A 19,486-nucleotide genomic window follows, 5' to 3' on the forward strand; every position below is an offset into this window, starting at 1 on the left:
CTACCTGGCGAAAGCCGGCCTGAAGGTGCTGGTGCTCGAGGGTCGCCATGTAATTGGTGGCGCAGCTCGGTCCGAGGAAGTTGTTTGATCCTCGTGCAGGTCATGCTCGATGCGCTCTCGCGGCAGACCTTCAGGCCGCGGCTTGCAGCCGGGCTTCTTCGGCTCCGGCTTATGCGCGCCCGGCAGTCCCGTGCCGGGCACGCCGGCCATATCGACTTCATTGCCTTCCTCATCCTCGCCCGCAGCCTGCTCGGCTTCGTTGAAGAGGCGGTCCTTGATCTTCTCGCTGCGCGGTGCGTAGCGACGCAGGCGCTCCAGGCGCAACTGCTCCTTGAGATCGCAGATGCGTTGGGTCAGTTGCTGGTTCTCTGCCTGCAACAGCGACCACCGCCCTCAGCTCGTCTATCGTGGGCTTGCGATTCATCGCATTCTTGGATCGAAGCCGTACGGCCACGTCAACAACGATCGCATACATTTGGCGGCGTCATCCGCAACAGCCATGCCGAAGCTGCCGATGACGCCGCCCCTTGCACGCCACAAATTGTCAGCCCGCGCGGCGCTCGGGGTGCCGGCGAACCGCCTCGACGTCGATGTCTCAAGCAGCCAGTGCAATTGCTCCGTCGTCAGCGTCAGTACCGCCTGCTGGCGCCGCGGCCAGTGGAATTTGTTTTCTTGGAGGCGTTTCAAAACCATCAAAAATCCTGAGCGGTCATAAAACAGAAGCTTGATCCGGTCGCGGCGACGATTGCAAAATGCGAACACCGCTCGTTCGAACGGGTTGAGGCCCATTGACTGCTCGACCACAATCGCCAGGCTGTTGATGACGGCCCGGAAGTCGATCGGCTCGCGGTGCAAGTAGACCCGCAGATCAGGCGCCAGCCGGAAACATCACAACGTCCGAGTGCTTCGATGATCACCGCCAGCAGCGCCGCGTCGCCGCAATCCAGGCTAAGTGTGACCCATTGGGCAGCGCCGCACTCACACGCGCCTGCGGCGACCGCGTCGTCTCCTGGACAGGCTTGACGCACGCCTCACGCTTGATCGACAGCGCGCCAGCCCCGGCACATGGCGCCGATCCCGAAGCGGCCTCGATAACCGGAATAAAGGCCGTCGGCTCTTTCGCCTTCATGACGGGCAGTTCTTTCCGGGCCTCTCGGCGCCGCAGCGCAATCCAGTTGCGCAGCAGGTTCGCATTCACGCCGTGCTCCAGCGCAAGCCTGGCCACCGAAACACCTGGCCATGTCGGGCGAATTGAGAAACTGCCCCCCCGCATTGCATCAAGTGGAAGCAATTGTCGGGCGGTATGGATCGGGGAGCCGAGGCGATAAGCGCCTCATCCTCGATGAGTTCGTCGCGGTGACCGGTTATCATCGCAAGCATGCGATCCGAGCGCTCTGTCATCGCGCGTCGAAGACACCCGGCAACAAGAGGTACCGCCTTCGCTATGGCGGCGATGTTCGCGAAGCGCTGGTGGTGTTGTGGAAGGCATCGGAGCGGCTGTGTTCCAAACGGCTGCGGCCGTTGATACCAGTCTTGTTGCCAGCGCTTGAACGGCATGGCCGGCTAGAGCTCGATGCCGCGCTCCGCGGCAAGCTGCTGACGATGAGCCCGGACGGCTTTTGGCGAGGTACCTGTTGTGGCTCGCGGCGGCCAGCGTCGGCGAGCAGGAATGAGTTCGGCGGTTCGCCGATCGGTGCCGGTGCGCACCTTCGGGATTGGAATGATCCGCCGCCCGGTTACGTCGAGGTCGATTTCGTGGCGCATTCCGGCACAGCTTTGTGCAAACGATGGTGTTGACCGATATTGCCACGGGGTTGACCAAATGCGTTCCAGTCCCTACGCGCGACAGCGGCAATGTGATCGTGGCGATCAAGCAGGCCCGCTCGTTCTTTCCCTTCCCCCTTCTGGGCGTAGATTTCGACAACGAGAGCGCCTTCATGAACGAGTTCGTCGTCTCCTGGTGCCGGAGTGAGGAACTGGAAGTGACGCTCTCGCGCCTACCGAAAGAATGACCAGGCGCATGTGGAGCAGAAGAATGGCGCCATTGTGCGTCGCCTGGTGGGGTATGGTCGGTTTGTCGGCGCGTAGGCAACAGCCGCCCTTGGTCAACTTTATGCTGTTGGTGCGGCTTTACGGCAATCTGTTCCAGCCGTCATTCAAACTTCAGGAGGAGATGCGGATCGGCGCTCGTGTGATCAAGTGCTATCATCCGCCAGTTCCGCCTGCGGCCCGTGTCCTTACGCATCCGGGTGTGGCCCAGACCGACAAGCAGCAGCTACAGGAAACCGCCGATCCCGTGCTGCTGTTTGCTGGTATCCGCGCCGCGCAGGAGGAGCTTGGACGGAGGGTCGATCGTAGTGGCCTGAATGCGAAGGAAGATTGAGGAGCCGGCCGTTATCGATCTCCAGCGCTTCGCTGCGAATCTGAAGACGGCCTGGAAGAGTGGCGAGACACGACCAACGCATCGGCGGCCGTATCGTCGGACCAAGCCTATCCGAAGAGACCCAGCGTATACGAGCCGTTCGAGGCGAAGATCAAGACATGGCTCGAGGAAGAGCCGGCGCTCTCGGCAGCAAGTGTGTTGCAACGCCTGACAAAGATCTACCCGTCGCGTTTCAAGGAAAAGAAGCTGAGAATGGTGCAACGGCTCGTAAAGGCCTGGCGCATGGAAATGGCTGGGCTGATCATCCTCGATGGCGGTTGGATGAAGAGCTGGCCGCTATCTCCCTGCGCCGCGACGGAGGGAGATAGGGCCATGTCGGGCCCATCGCGCTCGGTAACATTCCTCGCTGGGGCAATAGGAGGGGTCAATTTCTCATTTCGCCCGACACTTACAACGGGCGTCGGCATTGCCGGCCACAAAGCGATGCCGGGAATTCCCCATTCAATGCCACGACCCCGCCGATAGGTGCGATGATTATTTCGTCGCGACCGAGGATCAGGTTCCTGCCTGCTGCTCATCCGGTCGCAGCAACTAAGAGTAGCCGGGTTAATAACCGTTAACAAAAGCTTTGCAAACAATAAAAACGTATACAAAATATTATCACTCAACCGCTCTCCTCTATGCAATATTGGCCTTGGCCATCAGGATCGCATCGACTCGCCGATCTGTACAATAACATGGAGAATCACATGAACTCCGAGGCGGCTAGTAAGCCACTTTCTTCATTCGAACTTGAATCATACTTCAGCGACGATTATTTGTTTTTTGGTGACTCCGTAAATTCTCCCGAGAAAACCGATCGGGAAGTTGAAGCAATTTGGAAGCTACTTTCGCTTAAGGAAGGCGGCCCAGTTCTTGAACTAGGATGCGGTTATGGACGGATTACCAACCGGCTGGCGGGAAAAGGAGCACGGGTAACGGGGCTGGATGCGTCGCCGGTCCTCCTAAAAAAAGCCGAAGCAGATGCAGCCGAACGCGGGGTAAATGTTGAGTACGTTCTTGGCGATATGCGCTCACTTCCCTGGAGAGATTGCTTTGACGTTGTTTTCCTGTGGTACACAACGTTTGGTTACTTCAATGAAGCGGATAACGAGAAAGTTCTTCATGAAGCCGCCCATTCTTTGCGAAAAGGCGGGCGCCTGCTAATCGATCAACTCAATCGCTACTCTTTGCTAAGCGACAAATCGTCTTTGTACGAGATCGTGCGGCGTAACGATGATTTAAGAATGGATATAAGCAACTACGACGCACTAACCGATCGCTGCAACTCTGAGAGGACCATAGTCCGAAATGGATGCGTTAGACGAATGCGTCTTTCTGTCAGACACTACGGGTTTTCTGAATATGTTCGCATGTTGCGAAGCGCGGGGTTTGAGACTGTTGAAGCCTATGGGCAGGAAGGCGGAGAGTTCAAATCCCATGGCCGGCGCCTCGTGGTGGTCGCGTACAAGTAATTGGCGTTCAGGGCGATCAAAAATGCCCACCGATGCCAACCGTAAGCACCACGTGTCAGATTCCCCTGAGCTACCTAAGGTCTCTGAGCGGCGATGTCACGTTGTCTGCATAATACACGCGTTGGGCGTTATCAACTTAACTCGCGTTCAGGGATTTGCGGCATAGACCGATGTCATGAACACCACAACGGTCAGCTACAAGCGCCATCGTTTCCCGCCGCAGATCATCGCCAATGCAGTCTGGCTCTACTAAGGTTCCCCTTGAGCCTGCTCCGGCGAATCTGGAAGGCACTGGAGGCGATGCGGAATGCTGCCTCAATCAAGTGCATTTGCTTCAGGAACGGTGTGTCGAAGATTTGCCCCTCCCGCAGCCAACATGTCTGTAGCCGGTGCGCGTACATGACAGGCCACGGCCCGGCCATCTGCCATCGGGACCAAAGGCGGCACCTCAATGTGGCACTGCTCGACCGCGAGTGGACAGCGCGGATGAAACGCGCAGCCGCTCGGCGGATTGATGGGGCTTGGCACCTCGCCCTCCACGGGCACCTCCAGCCGAACTCGGGTGGGATCCGGCACGGGGGCCGCCGCGATTAGCGCCTCGGTGTAGGGGTGGACCGGTTTCGCGAACAGCGCCTCGCTCGGAGCGAGCTCCACGATCCGCCCCAGGTACATGACGGCAACGCGATGCGCGATATGCTCCACGACGCCGAGGTCATGCGAGATGAAGACGAAGGCGATCCCCATCTGCTGCTGGAGATCCAGAAGCAGATTCAAGATCTGCGCCTGAACGGAGACGTCAAGGGCTGAGACCGCCTCGTCAGCGATGATGAGCGAAGGCTGGAGCGCCAGCGCCCGCGCGATACCGAGCCGCTGGCGCTGGCCGCCCGACAACTCGGACGGGAGCCTGTGCATCATCTCGGGCGACATTCCGACTTTTCGCAGAAGGTCCCCGGCAAGCGCTTGACGCTGCTTCCGGCTGAGGCGCTCAAAATTCTCGACGGGTTCGGTGATGATCTGTTCGGTGGTAAGGCGCGGATTTAGCGACGAATAAGGATCCTGAAACACCATCTGCATCCGACGGCGCCACGCGTGAAGCGCGGCCTTCTTGAGGCCCGCAATGTCAGTCCCGTCGATCAGCACGCGCCCGCCCGTCGGCTCCACGAGTCGCATCAGAAGCCGCGCGACAGTCGACTTGCCGCAGCCGGACTCGCCAACGATGCAGAGCGTCTCACCGGCCTCGACGCAAAAGGATACATCTTCTACCGCCCGGATCACCGGAATGGTCTTCTTCAGGAATCCTGTACCGAGCGGATAATGCTTGGTTAGATTCTCGACCTTCAGCAGCGGAACACTCATGCGCCCATTACCTCTTCGGCGCGCCAGCAAGCTGCGGCGTGGCTCGACCCGACTTCACGCAGGGCGGGCGTCTCTTCGCGGCAAAGGTCGACAGCGAACGGACAGCGAGGCGCAAAGCTGCAGCCCACAATGGGCTCGCGCAGGCTGGGGACAATTCCTGGAATTTCCGGAAGGCGGCGCTGTCGGCCGCGCCGCCGGTCAGGCAGCGATCGCATGAGCCCCTGGGTGTAAGGATGCGCCGGTCGCGCAAACAACTCTATGACGTTCGCTTGTTCTACGATCCGGCCAGCATACATCACGATCACGCGCTGGCATGTTTCGGCTATAACGCCCAGATCATGCGTGATGAACATCACGGCCGTTCCCGTGCGCTCCTTCAGATCGACGATGAGCCGCAGAATCTGCGCCTGGATCGTGACGTCGAGGGCGGTCGTTGGCTCGTCCGCAATCAAAAGTTCCGGTGAGCAGGCGAGCGCCATGGCGATCATAGCGCGCTGGCGCATGCCGCCCGACATTTCGTGAGGATAGCTGTTGACGCGACGCTCGGGATCCGCGATGCGGACAAGACGGAGCATCTCTTCGGCCTTTGCCATGCCCGCAGAGCGAGATGCTTTCGTGTGGATCTGTACCGCCTCTGCGATCTGGCGGCCGACCGTGTAGACCGGGTTAAGGCTTGTCATCGGCTCCTGGAAGATCATTGCGATCTGGTCGCCGCGGATCTTTCGCATCTCCCGATCGGACAGCTCAAGGAGGTCGCGTCCGTGGAAGCCGACCTCGCCGCCGACGGTCCTGGCGCTCAGCTTCGGCAGCAGGCGAAGGATGGAGAGAGCGGTGACGCTCTTCCCGCATCCCGATTCGCCGACGACGCCGAGCGTCTCGCCTTTCTTCACCTGAAAGCTGATGCCACCCAGGGCGCGGGTAACGCTTTCTTCGCCGTAAAAATGCGTCTCAAGGTCTCGGACATCGAGAAGTATGTCTTCTGCCACCGATTTATGCATTTGCATGTCAGTTTTACGCATCAGCATGTCAGCGCCTCCGCTTCGCGCGGGGATCGAACGTATCGCGCAAACCATCCCCGAGCAGGTTGACCGAAAGAACCGTGACGGCAAGCAAGATGCCGGGGCCAAAGATCGTCAGTGGAGCGATGGCGAGATACAAGCGAGAACTGGCGATCATATTGCCCCAGCTCGGGGTTTCGGGCGGCACGCCCACGCCCAGGAAGCTCAACCCTGCCTCCGTCAGGATAGCGCTCGCGCAAACAATAGCACTCTGCACCATCAGTGCCGGAATGGTGCTCGGGAGGATATGCCGCCACAGCACCTTTGGCAGGCGCGCACCACCGCAGAGCGCAGCCTCCACATAGGGACGCTCCCGAACACTGAGGACCGCTGAACGAACCAGCCTCGCGACGGCTGGCGTCTCGGGGATCGCGATGGCGACGATGAGGATGCCGATGCCTGGCCCTGTTAGAGAAATGAGTGCAATGGCCAGCAGAATTGTCGGGATCGACATCAGTCCGTCCATGACCCGCATGACAATATTGTCGAACGTGCGGTTGTAGCCGGCCAGGATCCCGATCAGAAGCCCGGCAACGGCCGCGCAGGCCGCCGACAGCAATCCGACCATGAGGGAGATCCGCGCGCCGAAAATCGTTCGGGCAAACACATCACGGCCCAGATTGTCGCTTCCGAACCACATCGCCGCGGATGGTGGCTGAAGGCGCTTGAACGGATCCATGTTTCCCGGATCTCCAGCGTAAAGTGGGGCAGCGAGTGCCAGAACGATCAGTAGCGTCAGCATCCCAGCGCCGATCAGAACCAGTGGGTTCCGCCTTGCCAGACGGGAAATACCGGAGCGTCCCAGCGTGGCCGTCGGCATGGTCTCAAGTATTGCGGAGGAGAGTGTCATATCAGTACCTGATGCGCGGATCGATCAGCGTATAAGCAAGGTCGACCGTGAGATTGATAAGGACGTACAGACCTGAAGTCAGGATAAGCACGCTCTGAATGATCGGATAGTCGCGGTTGTTGATCGCATCCACGACCAGACGACCGATTCCGGGGATGTTGAACACCGTCTCCGTGAGGACGACCCCGCCGATCAGATAGGCGAAGCTTATGCCGATGACGGTCAGGATCGGGACGCCGGCATTCTTCAACGCATGGTGAAAAAGCATGGCATAGGACGACGCGCCCTTGGCGGCGGCGGTTCGCATATAGTCTTCCGACAGAACCTCGAGCATGCTCGCCCGCGTGACCCGGGCGATGAATGCAATGGAGGCAAGACTTAAAGCGACGGTAGGCAGGATCAGGTGGACGAACCAAGGCCTGAGGCCACCATCGATCGGTACATATCCCTGGACCGGAAGCCAGTGAGTCCTGATGGCGAAGAAGTAGATGAAAAAATAACCGATGACAAAGACCGGGACGGAATAACCCAGTGCCGAAAAGGCCGCGAGGACGCGGTCGATGAGACCGCCAGATCGCCATGCCGCAAGGATGCCGAAGGAGACCCCGACTGTTACCGAAAGGATCATCGTCAGGATTGAGAGAGAAACGGTCGCTTCAAGCCGCTGCGAGATGAGCTCGAGAACCGGCCGTCCGTTCAAGATCGAGATGCCGAAATCGCCGCCAAGCATCTCGCGCACCCAATGGATGAACTGAACCGGCAGCGGCGCGTTCAGCCCAAGCTGTTCGCGGATGTCGGCGATTACCTCGGCCGTCGCGTTGCGGCCGGCAATTACCGCCGCCGGATCGCCCGGTGCCAGTCTGACCAGCAGGAAAACGAAGATCCCGACCATCGCCATGACGGCGATGGCCGAAACCAACCTGCGTAAGATGTAGGCCGCCATCAGACCGAGACTTTCTGCATGTTCCACATTGGGAGTGTATTCGACGCAACATGAACCAGGCCAGTGAGGGACCTTCGGCGAGCGACTGGCAGCATAGACTGACCGAACATGACAGTGCCAACGAAGTCCCACGCGAGGCGTTGCATTTCACGGGCCAGTGCCTGGCGTTCATCGAGTGTTTCGACATATGCCCATTTGGCCCGGAGAGCTTCGTATTCATCGTTCTTCGGCCAGCCATAATAACCGTCTGCGCCATTTGCGAGGAGCAAAGGCAAACTGACCGGATTACCGAGTTTGGAATCGGTCCAGTCGCTAATAAAGACGCTCCAGCCGCCGTCCTCAATCGGTCCCTTGTTTGCACGGCGTTTCTCAACCCCTCCCCAGTCGCTGGGAGCAAGCTCAGCACTGACTCCAATCTTTTGCAGGGTGTTCGCCAGATATTGCGCGGCATTGCTGGCTTCCGGCCAGTCCGTGGACTGCATAATGAGAACCGTTTCGCCGGCATATCCGGCCTCCTGGAAAAGTTGCTTGGCCTTTTCAGGATCGCCCCCCTTTTTGTACCATCCCGTATTTTCGTCGTTGGAATACGGGGAGCTGTTTCCAAATATTGACGTGACAGGGTGTATGTAGTTTGGATCAAATCCGGCCGCCAGCATAATTGCTTCCTGATCGATCAGGTGAAGCATCGCCTGACGAGCCTTGACGTTGTTGAACGGCTTCTGCAGGCAGTTCATGCGTAAGAACATGTCTGAGCCCGAAGTGTTCACGAGCTCCAATTCGAGTTTGGGATCGCTCTTGATCACAGGGAAGAGTACCTGTGCCGGCAGTTGAACGAGATCGACCTCTCCCGCTTGGAGAGCCGCGAAGGCGGTCTGCTGATCGCTGATCCACTGCCTGATGACGCGATCAACCTTGACGACCTTTCCGCCGGCGAATCCGTCGGGCGGATCCTGGCGGGGTACATATTGTTCATTTCGGTCGTAGGTGAAGCTTGCGCCAGGCTTGGCTAGAGCCTCATTGAACTTGAATGGCCCGGATCCGATATTCGCGGTCACCTGCTCCGTTGGGGGAAGCTTTGCGTCCTTCTCGCGCATGACAGCTAGATAATAGCCGACGTAGGATGATGCGAGCAAAGGTATGAGAAGCGGCAACGGTTCGTTGAGCGTGATCGTGAAGGTCTTCTCGTCTTGTTTCGAGATATCCTTGGCCTTGGCCATGATCAGTTTTCCACTTGTATCCACTTGGCCCCAGCGTCGTATGGAGGCCACACAGTCCGCCGCAGTGACTGGGCTGCCGTCGTGGAAGGTCAGGCCCTCACGGAGTTGGAATGTGTAGGTCTTCTTGTCCTCGGAGACGCCCCACTTTCCCACCATTTGCGGCTGTGGCATGCCCTTGGAGTCGACCTCAAACAACGTGTCGTAAATCGCTAGAGCATGCTGCGGTGCCGTAGTTAATGAGATGATCGGATCGAACACTACGAGGTCACCGTCCGGCACCCAGCGAACTGTTCGAGCGTCATCTGGTGATGTCTGCGCCCGAAGGATTGTCGGCATTGATAACGCCGTTCCGGCGGCCAGACCTGTCTTGATAATCTCGCGTCTAGTGATTGTCATGCTCCGTTCCTCTCTTTTTCATTTTTAAGGGGTTAGTTCCCAGTGGCTCCTACAATCTTATAAGAGCGTCGGCAGAATGCTGCCGGGGGGGGTGATTTCGGGACTGGCAATATCGTGTTCGGGCCAGAAATGCGCTTTCCGGAACCCGAATTGATGTTTTCTATAGTAGCCAACGCCAGGCGTATTCACGAGCACCGGCGTTCGTGTCCGTCCGCATCTGTCACCTTGCTGGATCGCGCAGAAGAAGAGCAGGAACGGACGACGAGCCCCGATTGTTGCCGCCAGGCAGGACCTCGTTGGCAGCCTCAAATTTCTGTCTGCTCGTGAGGTTTGAGGTTTCATAGACGCGCTGCTCATGCGCAACGGCGTCGTCGATCGTAGACCGAGTTCTGCGGACTGCTGCATCGTAGACGGTTCCCCGATCACCAGTGTTTCCACGCAGCATAAGAATGCTAGTTTGTATCTATGCATCGCATGGAGAACGGACCCGTGAAACTCAGAATAGTTATTTGCGGCAGCGATTGATTATGCAATCGGCAGCCTAGCCCGTCTTATGCATGACAATGTGCATGCGCGCTGGCGGATCACCGGAATCCTGCACCTCACGCACGATAGCCAGCGACTGCTTGACCGTCCAAAAGCGGCGCGTCCACGTCGGTGCACATCCGTCGGAAGCGAAGAACCCCGGCGGGTGCTCGCTTCCACCCTCGATGGCTGCTCCGTGGCCAAATACTTCATTGCTAAGCGCCCAATTAATCAAGGCGGACACTAACGCCACATCAGTAGGCTGCGGCCTTCAGCGTATGCGGAGTGCGCCGGTGAAACTGACGATGAATAGTTGATGAAAGTTCGATAGGGGAAAAGGAGTAGCGCCCCACCTTGCCCCGAGTCCATGCTGAGGCGTAGCGAGGATGATTTCGAAGGTTGATAGGGAAACGGCAGGCCAGGCCGCGGATTCCGATGAAGTGAAGCCGGCCACAGTCGACCAAATTGCTGTCTCGACCAACGAGCGTTTGCCTATCTGGCCGTCTCTTCTGACTGCGGCGATATGCTGGTTCTTTAGAGCGTCGTACTCAAGCACTGCGGCGTGCTCTTGTGCTAGTCGACATAGCTGTCTCTCCCAACTCAACAGCTTTGACCATTTATTGCATTCAATTCGGAGCGGAAACGCTCACCTTTTCGCACGTAGCTCTGTGCAGTTTTTTGGAAGTTCCGGATCTCCTCTTCGGACAGCATCCGGACGAGCCTGGCCGGTGATCCCGTCCACAACTCTCCCGACTTAACTCGCTTGCCCGATGTCAGGAGACTGCGTGCCCCGAGAACACCATCTGGCTCGATGATGCAGCCGTTCATGACGGTCGAGGCCATCCCGACGAAAGCGCGGTCTTCCAGGTGGCAACCATGGATCAGGCAGGAATGCCCAACGGTAACATCGTCACCGATGACGACATCGAATTCGCCGGGGTCGATGTGAATCACCGATCCGTCCTGGATGTTGCTTCGCGCACCGATCTGGATCGTATTGTCATCGCCACGCAGCACGCAGTTGAACCAGACACCGGACTGTGGCCCGATGGTCACCGCACCCACGATAGTGGCGGAAGGCGCAACCCACGCACTAACGGCAATCTTGGGTTGGTTGGAACCGAGATTGTAGACTGACTGAGATGTTGTAGACATGAACACTTCCCGTTTGTCCGGCTTTGTCGCGCTTCGAAGAACAAGCGCAGTTGTTGCTCGTTGTTTCGAGTTGACACTCGTGCAGATGCCTGCAGGGCTTTGAGCGCCTTTGTGCGCTTGAGGGTCGATCCCAAGAGTTTCCACCAATTCGGTTGCAACTAGTTTCGTTGGCTCGTGTATCCTTGATGCGATACGTGGATAGGACGTTGGACGCTTTGTGTGCGGTGGTCGCACATCTCCATCAAGTAAGTGCCGGCGATACTGACGTTGCCGCCCATCGTGCTGATAGACATGCTTTACACGGTCCGCCAACCTTCCGATATGAACGCCGGCCCCGACGCAGATGCCATCCGCCCGACGCATGATTCTTTGGCGCGCACCGACGGGAAAAGCGCACGCTGATCTTCTCTTGCCGATGACCGCTGCCTCGAACAAGAAGCCCTCGGTCTCCTGAAGGGCATGACCTGAGCTGAAAGTTCCGTCATCAGCCTCACGGAGCAGGAATCCTCGCACCCTTGCGCGGACGGTGATTGGTTACGATACCTTTCAAACAGTGGAGGAATAGATCGGGCGGCCACTTTATTCAAGCTTTAAGATTTGCAGGATCTTCAAACGAGCGGTGAGTATATCATTGACTATCGCGGCCTGGACGGCGGCAGCATTTCTTGCCTTCAGTGCAGAGATTGCGGCGTCGTGAAATCTTTCGCCGTCGTTGTCTTCGAATCCCCGATTTGCAAGCAGGCCCAGTGTGGGACCGATTGTCACCCAAAGGTTGTCGATAATCGTCAGAAGCCTGGGCGCCTTCGATTGAGCATAAAGTGCAAAGTGGAACTTGGCGTTTGCCACAATCTTCGCCTTGGAGTCGTGAGCCCTCCGATGCGCACAATAGACAAGATGATGCTGCTCCAACTCTCTGATAAAGGTCGTCGAGGCATTTCCCGCCGCAAGTTCCGCTGCCCATCCTTCAAGATTGACACGGATCTTTGTGATCTCCTCTAAATCTGACCGCCCTAGGCTTGGAGCTTTAATGGTCTTCGGACCTTCCATTGACAGGCTTTCCTCGGACACAAGGCGCGTGATCGCCTCTCGGACAGGCGTAACACTGACCCCAAGTTGAGAGGCTATGGCGCGATGCGTGATCTTCTCGCCGGGCTTATACACGCCACTTCTGAGGTTTTCACGCACAATGCCGTATACTCTGTCGGATAGAGTCGTTGTCTGCGGGTGGTCGCCCAAATCGTTCAATGTCCCAGCCCTGAGCGGCTGGTAGGCGCTTCGCTACTGCCTACCTCAGTCGTTCCAGTAAGGGCGCGCACCATCATTAGGAACAGTATCACGACCTTCGTTCCCCTATGGATCACCCGCCTTTGGTGTCGATAACCCGGCGTGGCCTGAACGCGCTACGATATCGGCATCACGGCCGGCCGCTACGATTGCGTTACCGCCAATCGCAGCACCGCAGGCATAGACGGAACGCTGGGCGTCCATAGTGATCAAATAGCCGCTGCAGATCAAGATGTCGCAAACGGCTGCGAGTGTTTCATCGGTCATGGTCGGCTCCTCCCGTCGCCATGCGGGGTTGAGTGTTCATGCGCAACGGCGTCATCGATCGCAAACCTAGTTTCAGCGGACTGCTGCATCATAGACGGTTCCATCTCACCCGAGTTTCCGAGCCGCATGAGAATGCTCACGCGTGTGGACCTATACATGACATGGAGAACGGATGACGGAATTCAGAATAGTTATTTACAGCGGTGGTTGATTATGCAACCTGTAGCGCGGTCGCCAACTGGCCCCCCGAACCTGCGCCAATTATTCGCGGTTATGACGGCGCATTCAATAGATCGATCACTCGGCAGCATGCTGCAAAAAGCCGCCACTTCTAATTTCCTTCGGCGTGTAGCCGTAGTGCTTTTTAAACGCCAGGCAGAAATTGGAAGCATGGTCGTAGCCGATTTCATAGGCGATCATCTTCAGCGGCATTTCGGTTTTAACGAGCAGATCGACAGCCTTTGATAGGCGCACCATGGTCCGATAATCGTGGGCGTTTATACCGTACCGATCCGCGAATGCCTTGTTGAAGCTACGGCTCGGGATATTGAATTCCTCCGCGAGCTTGCAGATCGACAGTTTGTTGTGCAAATCGCCATCTAGAATGTTCTTGATGTGCTCCAACTTCTCACCCATGCTTAGGACGGCATCGGACTTTAAGCAACCAAGTGAAATTATGTTGTCTAAAGTAATGCAAAGTAATTCCTTGGCCTTTGCGGAGACATAATGGTGCACAAAACGTTGACCGATGCTGCGAAATATAACCGATCTTGCGATCTTCTCCATTTCCGAACAGAGCGGAAGCTCGATCCAGGTAAATCGGCCGGCAGGATGGTGCAACAGGTCCTGCAGGACCGCTAGCTGATCAGAAAATTCGGCCACCACGCGTGGCGGCTCCTGCGGGTCGAAGCCGAGAGCGAGCGCCGTCTCCGACTGGCTTTCGGCCCATTGACTTATCGCGTCGACGCCTTTGGGGTGGAAGTAGGCGACGAAGGTGGGCTTCTGTAGCTTAAGTGCTTCGCCCCTTGACGGGGAGATGGTACGGCGTCCGTCCAAATGATAGAGGAACACCAAACGGTCGGTGCCCCGATGATTTTCGAGGCATTCTTCGCGCATCCTGAAGTGCTTGGTCGTCAGCAGAAGGCTAAGCTCTATCTGGAAACAGTCTTCGTGGCCCGCCGCATACTTCGAAGGCGGTATCCAGCGGCGTCCGAATCCGGCCATTTCCGGCGGGGTCCGGACTTCCTCGAATTCCTTCGCCCAGGCGATCTGCTCAAGGGCGTTCATACGCTCGAACTCCGTTAGTGTGTTATAACAAAATAGTCGATTTTGGCTCGTTGTCAAACGGGAGTAGGTGCCAAGGAAGCGGGAGAGTGTTGGCGGGATTGCGACGATCAGGCTGACTCAAGGCATTGAGGCTGCCTCGACGCCCGTGGCCGCACCGGAGAACTGGCCAGACTGTGAAATACTGGACGCAACTTGCTTCGACCCTCATAGACGCGAAATCCGCGCTATCGGTTGGCTGCGGCTTCGTTCTGCGCCGGTAGCCCGCTTATACGAGAGCGCTGGTTGAGGAGGTGAGTCTCCTTCGTGCAGAGCGGCAAGCCTGTCCCCAATCTCCTTATCGGCTACCGTTAGTCGGTGGTTCAGGCGAAGGTAGTCCATTTGGGTCGGCGTCCAGCAGCTCTCGGTCCATATTGTGGGCATGTGCAAGCTGCGCTGCAGCGACCAGTTTCGCGCACCGGCTCGGCTTTGAACACGGCGCCGTTCGCGCATGCAGCCCAGGAAGGCATCGAGATATGTTCGGCTATCAGGTAGTCGGCCTTGACGACGATCGGCCCGCTTCTTGGCTCCAGGTCCAGTGAGAGCGACGGTGGGACGAATTCTGAGGAGGCCTGCTTTGATTCTTCCCACAGCTCGATTGGCAACACGAACGCCGCGGCAGCAACCAGGAGCAGAACCGAAGCCGCGCCTTCGAATGCCACCGGGTGGACGAAGTCTGGACCAGCGCAACCATCAGATCGGAGGCCGAAATCGTCGCCATCTGCCAACTTATCGCCGTCGTTTGCCCCAGCTATCCGGGGCTGGATATTTGTGAGGCCGTCCAGATCGAACGAAACACCCCGTTTCCGGAGCGGAGCGAGGGTTGTTGAACTGGATCGATGGGGATCTACGTGCTGCATGACTTTTTGCCTCGGACAAGACTCACATCGCCGTTGGTGGACCAGCGGTAACCAAAGCCAGCAGGTCGGTTGCGGACTAAGGAAGTGGTTGCCACGATGGACTAGAATGGACGTGCCGCATCACTGGGTGTCGGGCAGCCTCAAACTGCGATTTGGGCGTTCGTCAACCACCCATTTACGGGCTAAATCGCAGAACGTGCGTATTCCGACGAAGCCGGCCATCGATTCCGATTTGAAGCCGGCCAGTCATTCCGATTTCATTCCGGCCGGTGTTCCGATTTGAAGCCGGCCATTTTTCGGACTGATCCTGGGTCTCGTTGATGTTTGGATTGAGTTTCGTTTCAGGTCAAGCTTGCGCTGTTTCGGTCGCTCTTGGCGAGCGCTGTTTTCGCATGCTTTCACCGGTGAGATCGATGCGATAGGCGTTGTGAACGAGGCGGTCGAGGATGGCATCGGCCAGGGTTGGGTTTGCAATGATCTCGTACCAGCGATCCAGGGGCAGCTGACTGGTGACGATTGTCGATCGGCGTTCGTAGCGGTCTTCGATGATCTCAAGCACATCACGCCGCTGGTCATCATTGAGTTTTTCCGGTCCCCAGTCATCGAGAATGAGAAGGTCGGTTTTGGCGAGCTGCTTGAGGATCCGGCCATATCGTCCGTCGCCTCTCGCGAGGGCAAGTGTTGCAAACAGCCGGGGAACGCGGTGATAGGCGACGGAGAAATCCTCTCGGCAAGCTTTGTGGCCAAGCGCACAGGCCAGCCAGCTCTTGCCCACGCCCGCCGGCCCGGTGATGAGAAGACTGTGATGCTTGCGAATCCAGTCGCAGCCGGCGAGCGCCATGAACAGATTGCGGTCAAGACCGCGTGCGGCACGAAAGTCGGCATTCTCGATCTGTGCGTCATGGCGAAGTTTTGCAGCTCTGGCGCGGGCTTCGAAACGCTTCTGGCGGCGCATGGTAGCCTCGCGCTCGAGCAGCATGGCAAGCCATTCGCCATGCTCGAGGCCGCGTGCTTCGGATTGTGCGTCGAGTTCCTGGAAGGCGGTGGCCATGCCATGAAGGCCGAGTTCGCGCAGCATGTCGATCGTCGGATGGATAAGCATTGGTGTGTCTCCTCAATGAAAGTAATCAGGGCCACGCAGATTGGCGTGATCGACGATGGCGGTCGTTTCGGTGGAATGCCTTGCGGCCTTGTGATTGGCGATGAGCGAGGCGATGCTCTTGCAGTTCAGCCCACCGATCTCGACAGCGCGGGCTGACACGGCTTCGGCGCGATCGCGTGTGACATCGCGAAACAGGCGCAGGACACCCAGGCATGTTCGAAAGCCTTGTTCAGGATGTGGGCGGCTGGCGAGGATTGCGACAACCAAGCCTTCCGTCTCGGGGCCGACGGATGCGGCCCAGCGACGGAAACGATCCGGCGTCCACTCGGCATATCGCCGGTGGGAGCTGGGCATATGATCCGGATCAGTCCCATGACGAGGGCCGCCATAGCGGCGCTGATGGACGGCAATGCGCTTGCCGCGGTGAAAGATCTCGATCGTGCGTGCCGTTGCTCTCAGATCGACTTGTTGGCGAATGAGGTTGTGCGGTACGGAATAGAAGAAGGTCTTGAACTCAACAAGTCCGTCGAGACGCGGGCCAAACGCCACTCGGCGAATTCGTAGTCTTCGTTCGGAAGGCTTGCGAGCGCAGCACGCTCGACGCTCTCAAACAGTTGCCGGCGACTGACGCCCAGCCGACGCATGACGTGATCATTGATGCGATCGAGTGCCTGGCGAATGGCGGCATTGGCCTCGGCCAGCGAGAAGAAGGTCTGGTTGCGCAGCCGCCCCAGAATGCATGACTGGGCGAAACGCACGCCGTTCTCGACTTTCGATTTGTCCTTCGGCCGTCGCGGCCGTGCCGGAAGAACGCCGACGCCATAATGGGATGCCATCATGCCGTAGCTGCGATTGATCTCGGGATCGTAGAAGCTGGCGCGGCTGACGCCCGACTTCAGATTGTCGGGGACGATCAGTCGGGGAACGCCATCAAAAAAACGAAACATCCTGACGTGTGAACCAATCCAATCAGGCAGTGTCTGGGTCCAGGTTGCTTCGGCATATGTGAAGCTGGACGCTCCCAAGACCGCCACAAAGATCTCCGCCTCACGGATCTCGCCGGTGTCTCGATCAACGATCGGGATCTTCTTGCCGGAATAGTCCACGAAGACCTTGTCGCCGGCGGCGTGTTCCTGGCGCATCGTCGGGGAAAGCCGCTGTTCGAAGAGCTCGCAGAACCGGCTGTAGCCATATCCGTCGGGATGGCTTCCTCGATACTCCTCCCACAAGATGAGGAGCGTGACGCCCGGCTTCTTGAGCTCGACGGCAAGATGGGCCCAGTTCGGCTCTGTACGCCGCCGCGTACCCTGTTTGACGCCATTGCGAGCGAAGAGTTTGTTCTCAAGCGCGTCATCGGTCAGCTCGCTTGGCAGGGGCCAACTCAACCCGATTGCCGCTGCACGCCGCAGATTATCCTGCACCGTACTGCGTGCTATTCCCAGCACGACCGCAATCTCGCGGGAGCTGGTCCCGCTTCCGGCAAGCCGAAGCATTTGTCTCAACTGTCTCATGGTCAGCCTTCTCTTTGCCGGCATCAAAATGTCCTCGTTCATCGCGAGGCAATTGATGCCAAAGTTGCTGACCCAGGAGGTAATCTTCAGTGTCGAAAACCGGCCGGTCTTTGGTTGGAATGGTGGCCGGCTTCATACCGGAATGGTGGCCGGTGTTTGATCGGAATGGCGGCCGGCTTCACGTCGGAATCCGCACAGAACGAACGGTCGGAGGCACCAGCAGAACGCTTTGCCGCGGAAGCTGGAGCGCTGCGTCCGCTTTCCGGGAGAGCTCCATTCGGGCAGTTGCGGGATCTTATCCGCAAAGTTCAGGCCGATTGCGCCATCGACCTCGACACGAACAGCTATTCGGTGCCCAGGGTCTAATCGGCGAGAGCGTTCAGGTCGTAGTGCTTGGCAGCCGCGTAATCGTTCGGCATACGGGCCAGGTGGTGGCGGATCATGCCTTGAGCCGAGGCCGACGACAGCGGATACTGGACCGATCGCATTTTGTCGGCGTCGAAGGCCTCGTGCGCGCCGCACCCATCGAGATCGCTCCGGCCGCGTTGCTGCGGCCGCTTGCGGAACATGAGGCGGTTGTTGGAGCAGGCTGGTGATGGCGAACGTGGATCACGACCTGCTCATTGCAAAGCTCGATCGGCTGAAGCTGACAGCGATCCGCGATCAGTGCGGCGGGGCAATCAACGTGAGATGCGGTATTCTCTCAGATTGTCGCGCTATAGCGATCAGCTCGACACGTTGTTAGACGAGGCCGCGCGCTCGAAAATGACTTTGCGCGAAGCCCTGGCTTTCCTGGTATCACGGGAGATCGCCCGGCGCGATGAGCGGCGCATCTCGATGTCGAGCAAACTGGCGCAGTTTCCCTTCGTCCGCGAACTCGATGATTTCGACTTCGAGGCGCAGCCATCGCTGGATCAGGGGCAAATCCGGGAGCTGGCGACCTGCCGCTGGATTGCTAACAGCGACACGGTGCTATTCCTCGGCCCCCCGGTACGGGGTACGGGCAAGACGCACCTTGCTGTGAGTCTTGGCCGCGAGACGATCCGACAGAGCTACGACGTGCAATTCGTCACGGCGGCCACACTCGTGGCGATGCTGGCCAAGGCCCACAACGATGGCAAACAGTTGATCAATTCCTGCTGTCGGCAAAGGAGGGGTCAATTCTTCGTGTCGCTTGACATGCTGGACAACATCCGCCGTAAGGGGTTGGCGCGCCTCTGGCCGGTCGCGAGGGCGGCATGAGCCATAATGGGATTGGAGGAATCCATCGGTAAAGCTTTTGTCCAAAAATTCGCGACTGGTGGAACCCCGTCCGGCCAACTCGAACTCGATGCCATCGATGTCCGTCATGCGCTCCGGAAGCGGCAGGACAGGTCCCGGCCCGCGCCAGATTGGCGCGGTCGCCGTCATTTCGCGAACATGCTGAAACATCCAGCGGTTGTACTGGCAAGATCCCACTCTGTTCGCGGAATGATCGGCGCGCCGGGTCGATCACGCCAACCATTAGAAGCAGCTCTTTGGAGCTTGCGCACCTCTTCCTAGCCAAGACCAAGAACTTGAACCGGCTCTGCCGTACACTCTAGTGGATGGAATCTAACATTTGGTGCCCGCGTTTGACGGCAGCGATGATCTTGTCTGGATCGGCGGTCCAAGTGAGGGGTTTAGGTTGCTGGTTGTGCTCTGCAACGAAGCGGTTGATCGCCGCCTGAAGGTCGACGACGGAGTGGAAGACGCCGCGCCTG

At 58.1% G+C, this 19,486-nt stretch carries 20 protein-coding genes and 7 pseudogenes; 10 read left to right on the forward strand and 17 right to left on the reverse strand.

Going from position 1 to position 19,486, the window contains the following annotated elements; genetic code table 11:
* Positions 1-31: 31 nt before the first annotated feature.
* On the forward strand, positions 32-88 hold the full coding sequence (locus NKI21_RS31400; RefSeq protein ID WP_352869160.1) for a hypothetical protein: 57 nt from the start codon (positions 32-34) through the stop codon (positions 86-88).
* A gap of 80 nt (positions 89-168) precedes the next feature.
* Here NKI21_RS31400 and NKI21_RS31405 read toward each other — a convergent pair.
* The 3 genes and pseudogenes from NKI21_RS31405 to NKI21_RS31415 all read right to left on the reverse strand — a co-directional run.
* Positions 169-378, reverse strand: a pseudogene (locus NKI21_RS31405) (IS66 family transposase); the annotation flags it as partial.
* 42 nt (positions 379-420) lie between these two features.
* Positions 421-855, reverse strand: a complete 435-nt coding sequence (tnpB, locus tag NKI21_RS31410) for an IS66 family insertion sequence element accessory protein TnpB (protein ID WP_352869114.1) — start codon at positions 853-855, stop codon at positions 421-423.
* A 58-nt stretch (positions 856-913) separates the two neighbouring features.
* Positions 914-1,225 (reverse strand): hypothetical protein, encoded by a 312-nt coding sequence (locus NKI21_RS31415; protein WP_352869117.1) that lies wholly within the window; start codon positions 1,223-1,225, stop codon positions 914-916.
* 14 nt (positions 1,226-1,239) lie between these two features.
* Here NKI21_RS31415 and NKI21_RS31420 point away from each other — a divergent pair, with 14 nt between their 5' ends.
* The 6 genes and pseudogenes from NKI21_RS31420 to NKI21_RS31440 all read left to right on the forward strand — a co-directional run.
* Positions 1,240-1,797, forward strand: a complete 558-nt coding sequence (locus NKI21_RS31420) for a hypothetical protein (RefSeq protein ID WP_352869119.1) — start codon at positions 1,240-1,242, stop codon at positions 1,795-1,797.
* Positions 1,794-2,012 (forward strand): hypothetical protein, encoded by a 219-nt coding sequence (locus NKI21_RS31425; protein ID WP_352869122.1) that lies wholly within the window; start codon positions 1,794-1,796, stop codon positions 2,010-2,012. The genes NKI21_RS31420 and NKI21_RS31425 overlap by 4 nt, the downstream gene beginning before the upstream one ends.
* A 23-nt stretch (positions 2,013-2,035) precedes the next feature.
* Positions 2,036-2,383: a hypothetical protein gene (locus NKI21_RS31430; RefSeq protein ID WP_352869125.1), complete on the forward strand. Its 348-nt coding sequence runs from the start codon at positions 2,036-2,038 to the stop codon at positions 2,381-2,383.
* Between the two features lie 195 nt (positions 2,384-2,578).
* On the forward strand, positions 2,579-2,908 hold the full coding sequence (locus NKI21_RS32425) for a hypothetical protein (RefSeq protein ID WP_502896800.1): 330 nt from the start codon (positions 2,579-2,581) through the stop codon (positions 2,906-2,908).
* Positions 2,909-3,132: 224 nt separating this feature from the next.
* Positions 3,133-3,897 (forward strand): class I SAM-dependent methyltransferase, encoded by a 765-nt coding sequence (locus NKI21_RS31435; RefSeq protein ID WP_352869127.1) that lies wholly within the window; start codon positions 3,133-3,135, stop codon positions 3,895-3,897.
* A 175-nt stretch (positions 3,898-4,072) separates the two neighbouring features.
* Positions 4,073-4,167: pseudogene (locus tag NKI21_RS31440) on the forward strand (IS6 family transposase); the annotation flags it as partial.
* 45 nt (positions 4,168-4,212) lie between these two features.
* Here NKI21_RS31440 and NKI21_RS31445 read toward each other — a convergent pair.
* The 11 genes and pseudogenes from NKI21_RS31445 to NKI21_RS31495 form a co-directional block, all read right to left on the reverse strand.
* On the reverse strand, positions 4,213-5,253 hold the full coding sequence (locus NKI21_RS31445) for an ABC transporter ATP-binding protein (protein ID WP_352869130.1): 1,041 nt from the start codon (positions 5,251-5,253) through the stop codon (positions 4,213-4,215).
* On the reverse strand, positions 5,250-6,278 hold the full coding sequence (locus NKI21_RS31450; protein ID WP_502896801.1) for an ABC transporter ATP-binding protein: 1,029 nt from the start codon (positions 6,276-6,278) through the stop codon (positions 5,250-5,252). The genes NKI21_RS31445 and NKI21_RS31450 overlap by 4 nt, the downstream gene beginning before the upstream one ends.
* Position 6,279: 1 nt before the next feature.
* Positions 6,280-7,161 carry an ABC transporter permease gene (locus tag NKI21_RS31455; RefSeq protein ID WP_352869133.1) on the reverse strand — a complete coding sequence of 294 codons (882 nt, stop codon included), beginning with the start codon at positions 7,159-7,161 and terminating at the stop codon, positions 6,280-6,282.
* A gap of 1 nt (position 7,162) precedes the next feature.
* Positions 7,163-8,104, reverse strand: a complete 942-nt coding sequence (locus NKI21_RS31460) for an ABC transporter permease (protein ID WP_352869136.1) — start codon at positions 8,102-8,104, stop codon at positions 7,163-7,165.
* A complete protein-coding gene (locus NKI21_RS31465; protein ID WP_352869139.1) occupies positions 8,104-9,717 on the reverse strand; it encodes an ABC transporter substrate-binding protein in 1,614 nt (537 codons plus the stop codon). Before NKI21_RS31465 ends, NKI21_RS31460 begins: the two co-directional genes overlap by 1 nt.
* A gap of 1,125 nt (positions 9,718-10,842) precedes the next feature.
* A complete protein-coding gene (locus NKI21_RS31470; RefSeq protein WP_352869142.1) occupies positions 10,843-11,397 on the reverse strand; it encodes a gamma carbonic anhydrase family protein in 555 nt (184 codons plus the stop codon).
* Positions 11,398-11,976: 579 nt separating this feature from the next.
* Complete coding sequence (locus NKI21_RS31475; RefSeq protein WP_352869145.1) at positions 11,977-12,642, reverse strand: GntR family transcriptional regulator; 666 nt, start codon at positions 12,640-12,642, stop codon at positions 11,977-11,979.
* Positions 12,643-12,747: 105 nt separating this feature from the next.
* A complete protein-coding gene (locus NKI21_RS31480; RefSeq protein ID WP_352869148.1) occupies positions 12,748-12,948 on the reverse strand; it encodes a hypothetical protein in 201 nt (66 codons plus the stop codon).
* A 297-nt stretch (positions 12,949-13,245) separates the two neighbouring features.
* Positions 13,246-14,235 carry a helix-turn-helix transcriptional regulator gene (locus NKI21_RS31485; RefSeq protein WP_352869151.1) on the reverse strand — a complete coding sequence of 330 codons (990 nt, stop codon included), beginning with the start codon at positions 14,233-14,235 and terminating at the stop codon, positions 13,246-13,248.
* 204 nt (positions 14,236-14,439) lie between these two features.
* Entirely contained in the window at positions 14,440-14,724 is a 285-nt protein-coding gene (locus NKI21_RS31490) for an MFS transporter (protein ID WP_352869154.1), read from the reverse strand.
* 83 nt (positions 14,725-14,807) lie between these two features.
* Positions 14,808-15,131: pseudogene (locus NKI21_RS31495) on the reverse strand (hypothetical protein); the annotation flags it as partial.
* Positions 15,132-15,237: 106 nt separating this feature from the next.
* Between NKI21_RS31495 and NKI21_RS31500 the strand changes: the two are divergent.
* A complete protein-coding gene (locus NKI21_RS31500) occupies positions 15,238-15,414 on the forward strand; it encodes a hypothetical protein (protein WP_352869157.1) in 177 nt (58 codons plus the stop codon).
* 63 nt (positions 15,415-15,477) lie between these two features.
* On the opposite strand, the gene istB is transcribed toward NKI21_RS31500, so the two are convergent.
* The gene (gene istB / locus NKI21_RS31505; RefSeq protein WP_352795173.1) at positions 15,478-16,233 is read right to left on the reverse strand and encodes an IS21-like element helper ATPase IstB; all 756 of its coding nucleotides are present in this window, start codon (positions 16,231-16,233) and stop codon (positions 15,478-15,480) included.
* 12 nt (positions 16,234-16,245) lie between these two features.
* Positions 16,246-17,744: pseudogene (gene istA / locus NKI21_RS31510) on the reverse strand (IS21 family transposase).
* 216 nt (positions 17,745-17,960) lie between these two features.
* Between istA and NKI21_RS31515 the strand changes: the two are divergent.
* Both NKI21_RS31515 and NKI21_RS31520 read left to right on the forward strand, forming a co-directional pair.
* Positions 17,961-18,340, forward strand: a pseudogene (locus NKI21_RS31515) (Mu transposase domain-containing protein); the annotation flags it as partial.
* Positions 18,340-18,863, forward strand: a pseudogene (locus NKI21_RS31520) (ATP-binding protein); the annotation flags it as partial. The pseudogenes NKI21_RS31515 and NKI21_RS31520, both read left to right, overlap by 1 nt.
* Positions 18,864-19,323: 460 nt before the next feature.
* Here NKI21_RS31520 and NKI21_RS31525 read toward each other — a convergent pair.
* Positions 19,324-19,486 (reverse strand): annotated as a pseudogene (locus tag NKI21_RS31525) (IS630 family transposase); the annotation flags it as partial.

Source organism: Mesorhizobium sp. M0715 (assembly GCF_040320355.1).
Taxonomy (GTDB): Bacteria; Pseudomonadota; Alphaproteobacteria; order Rhizobiales; family Rhizobiaceae; genus Mesorhizobium.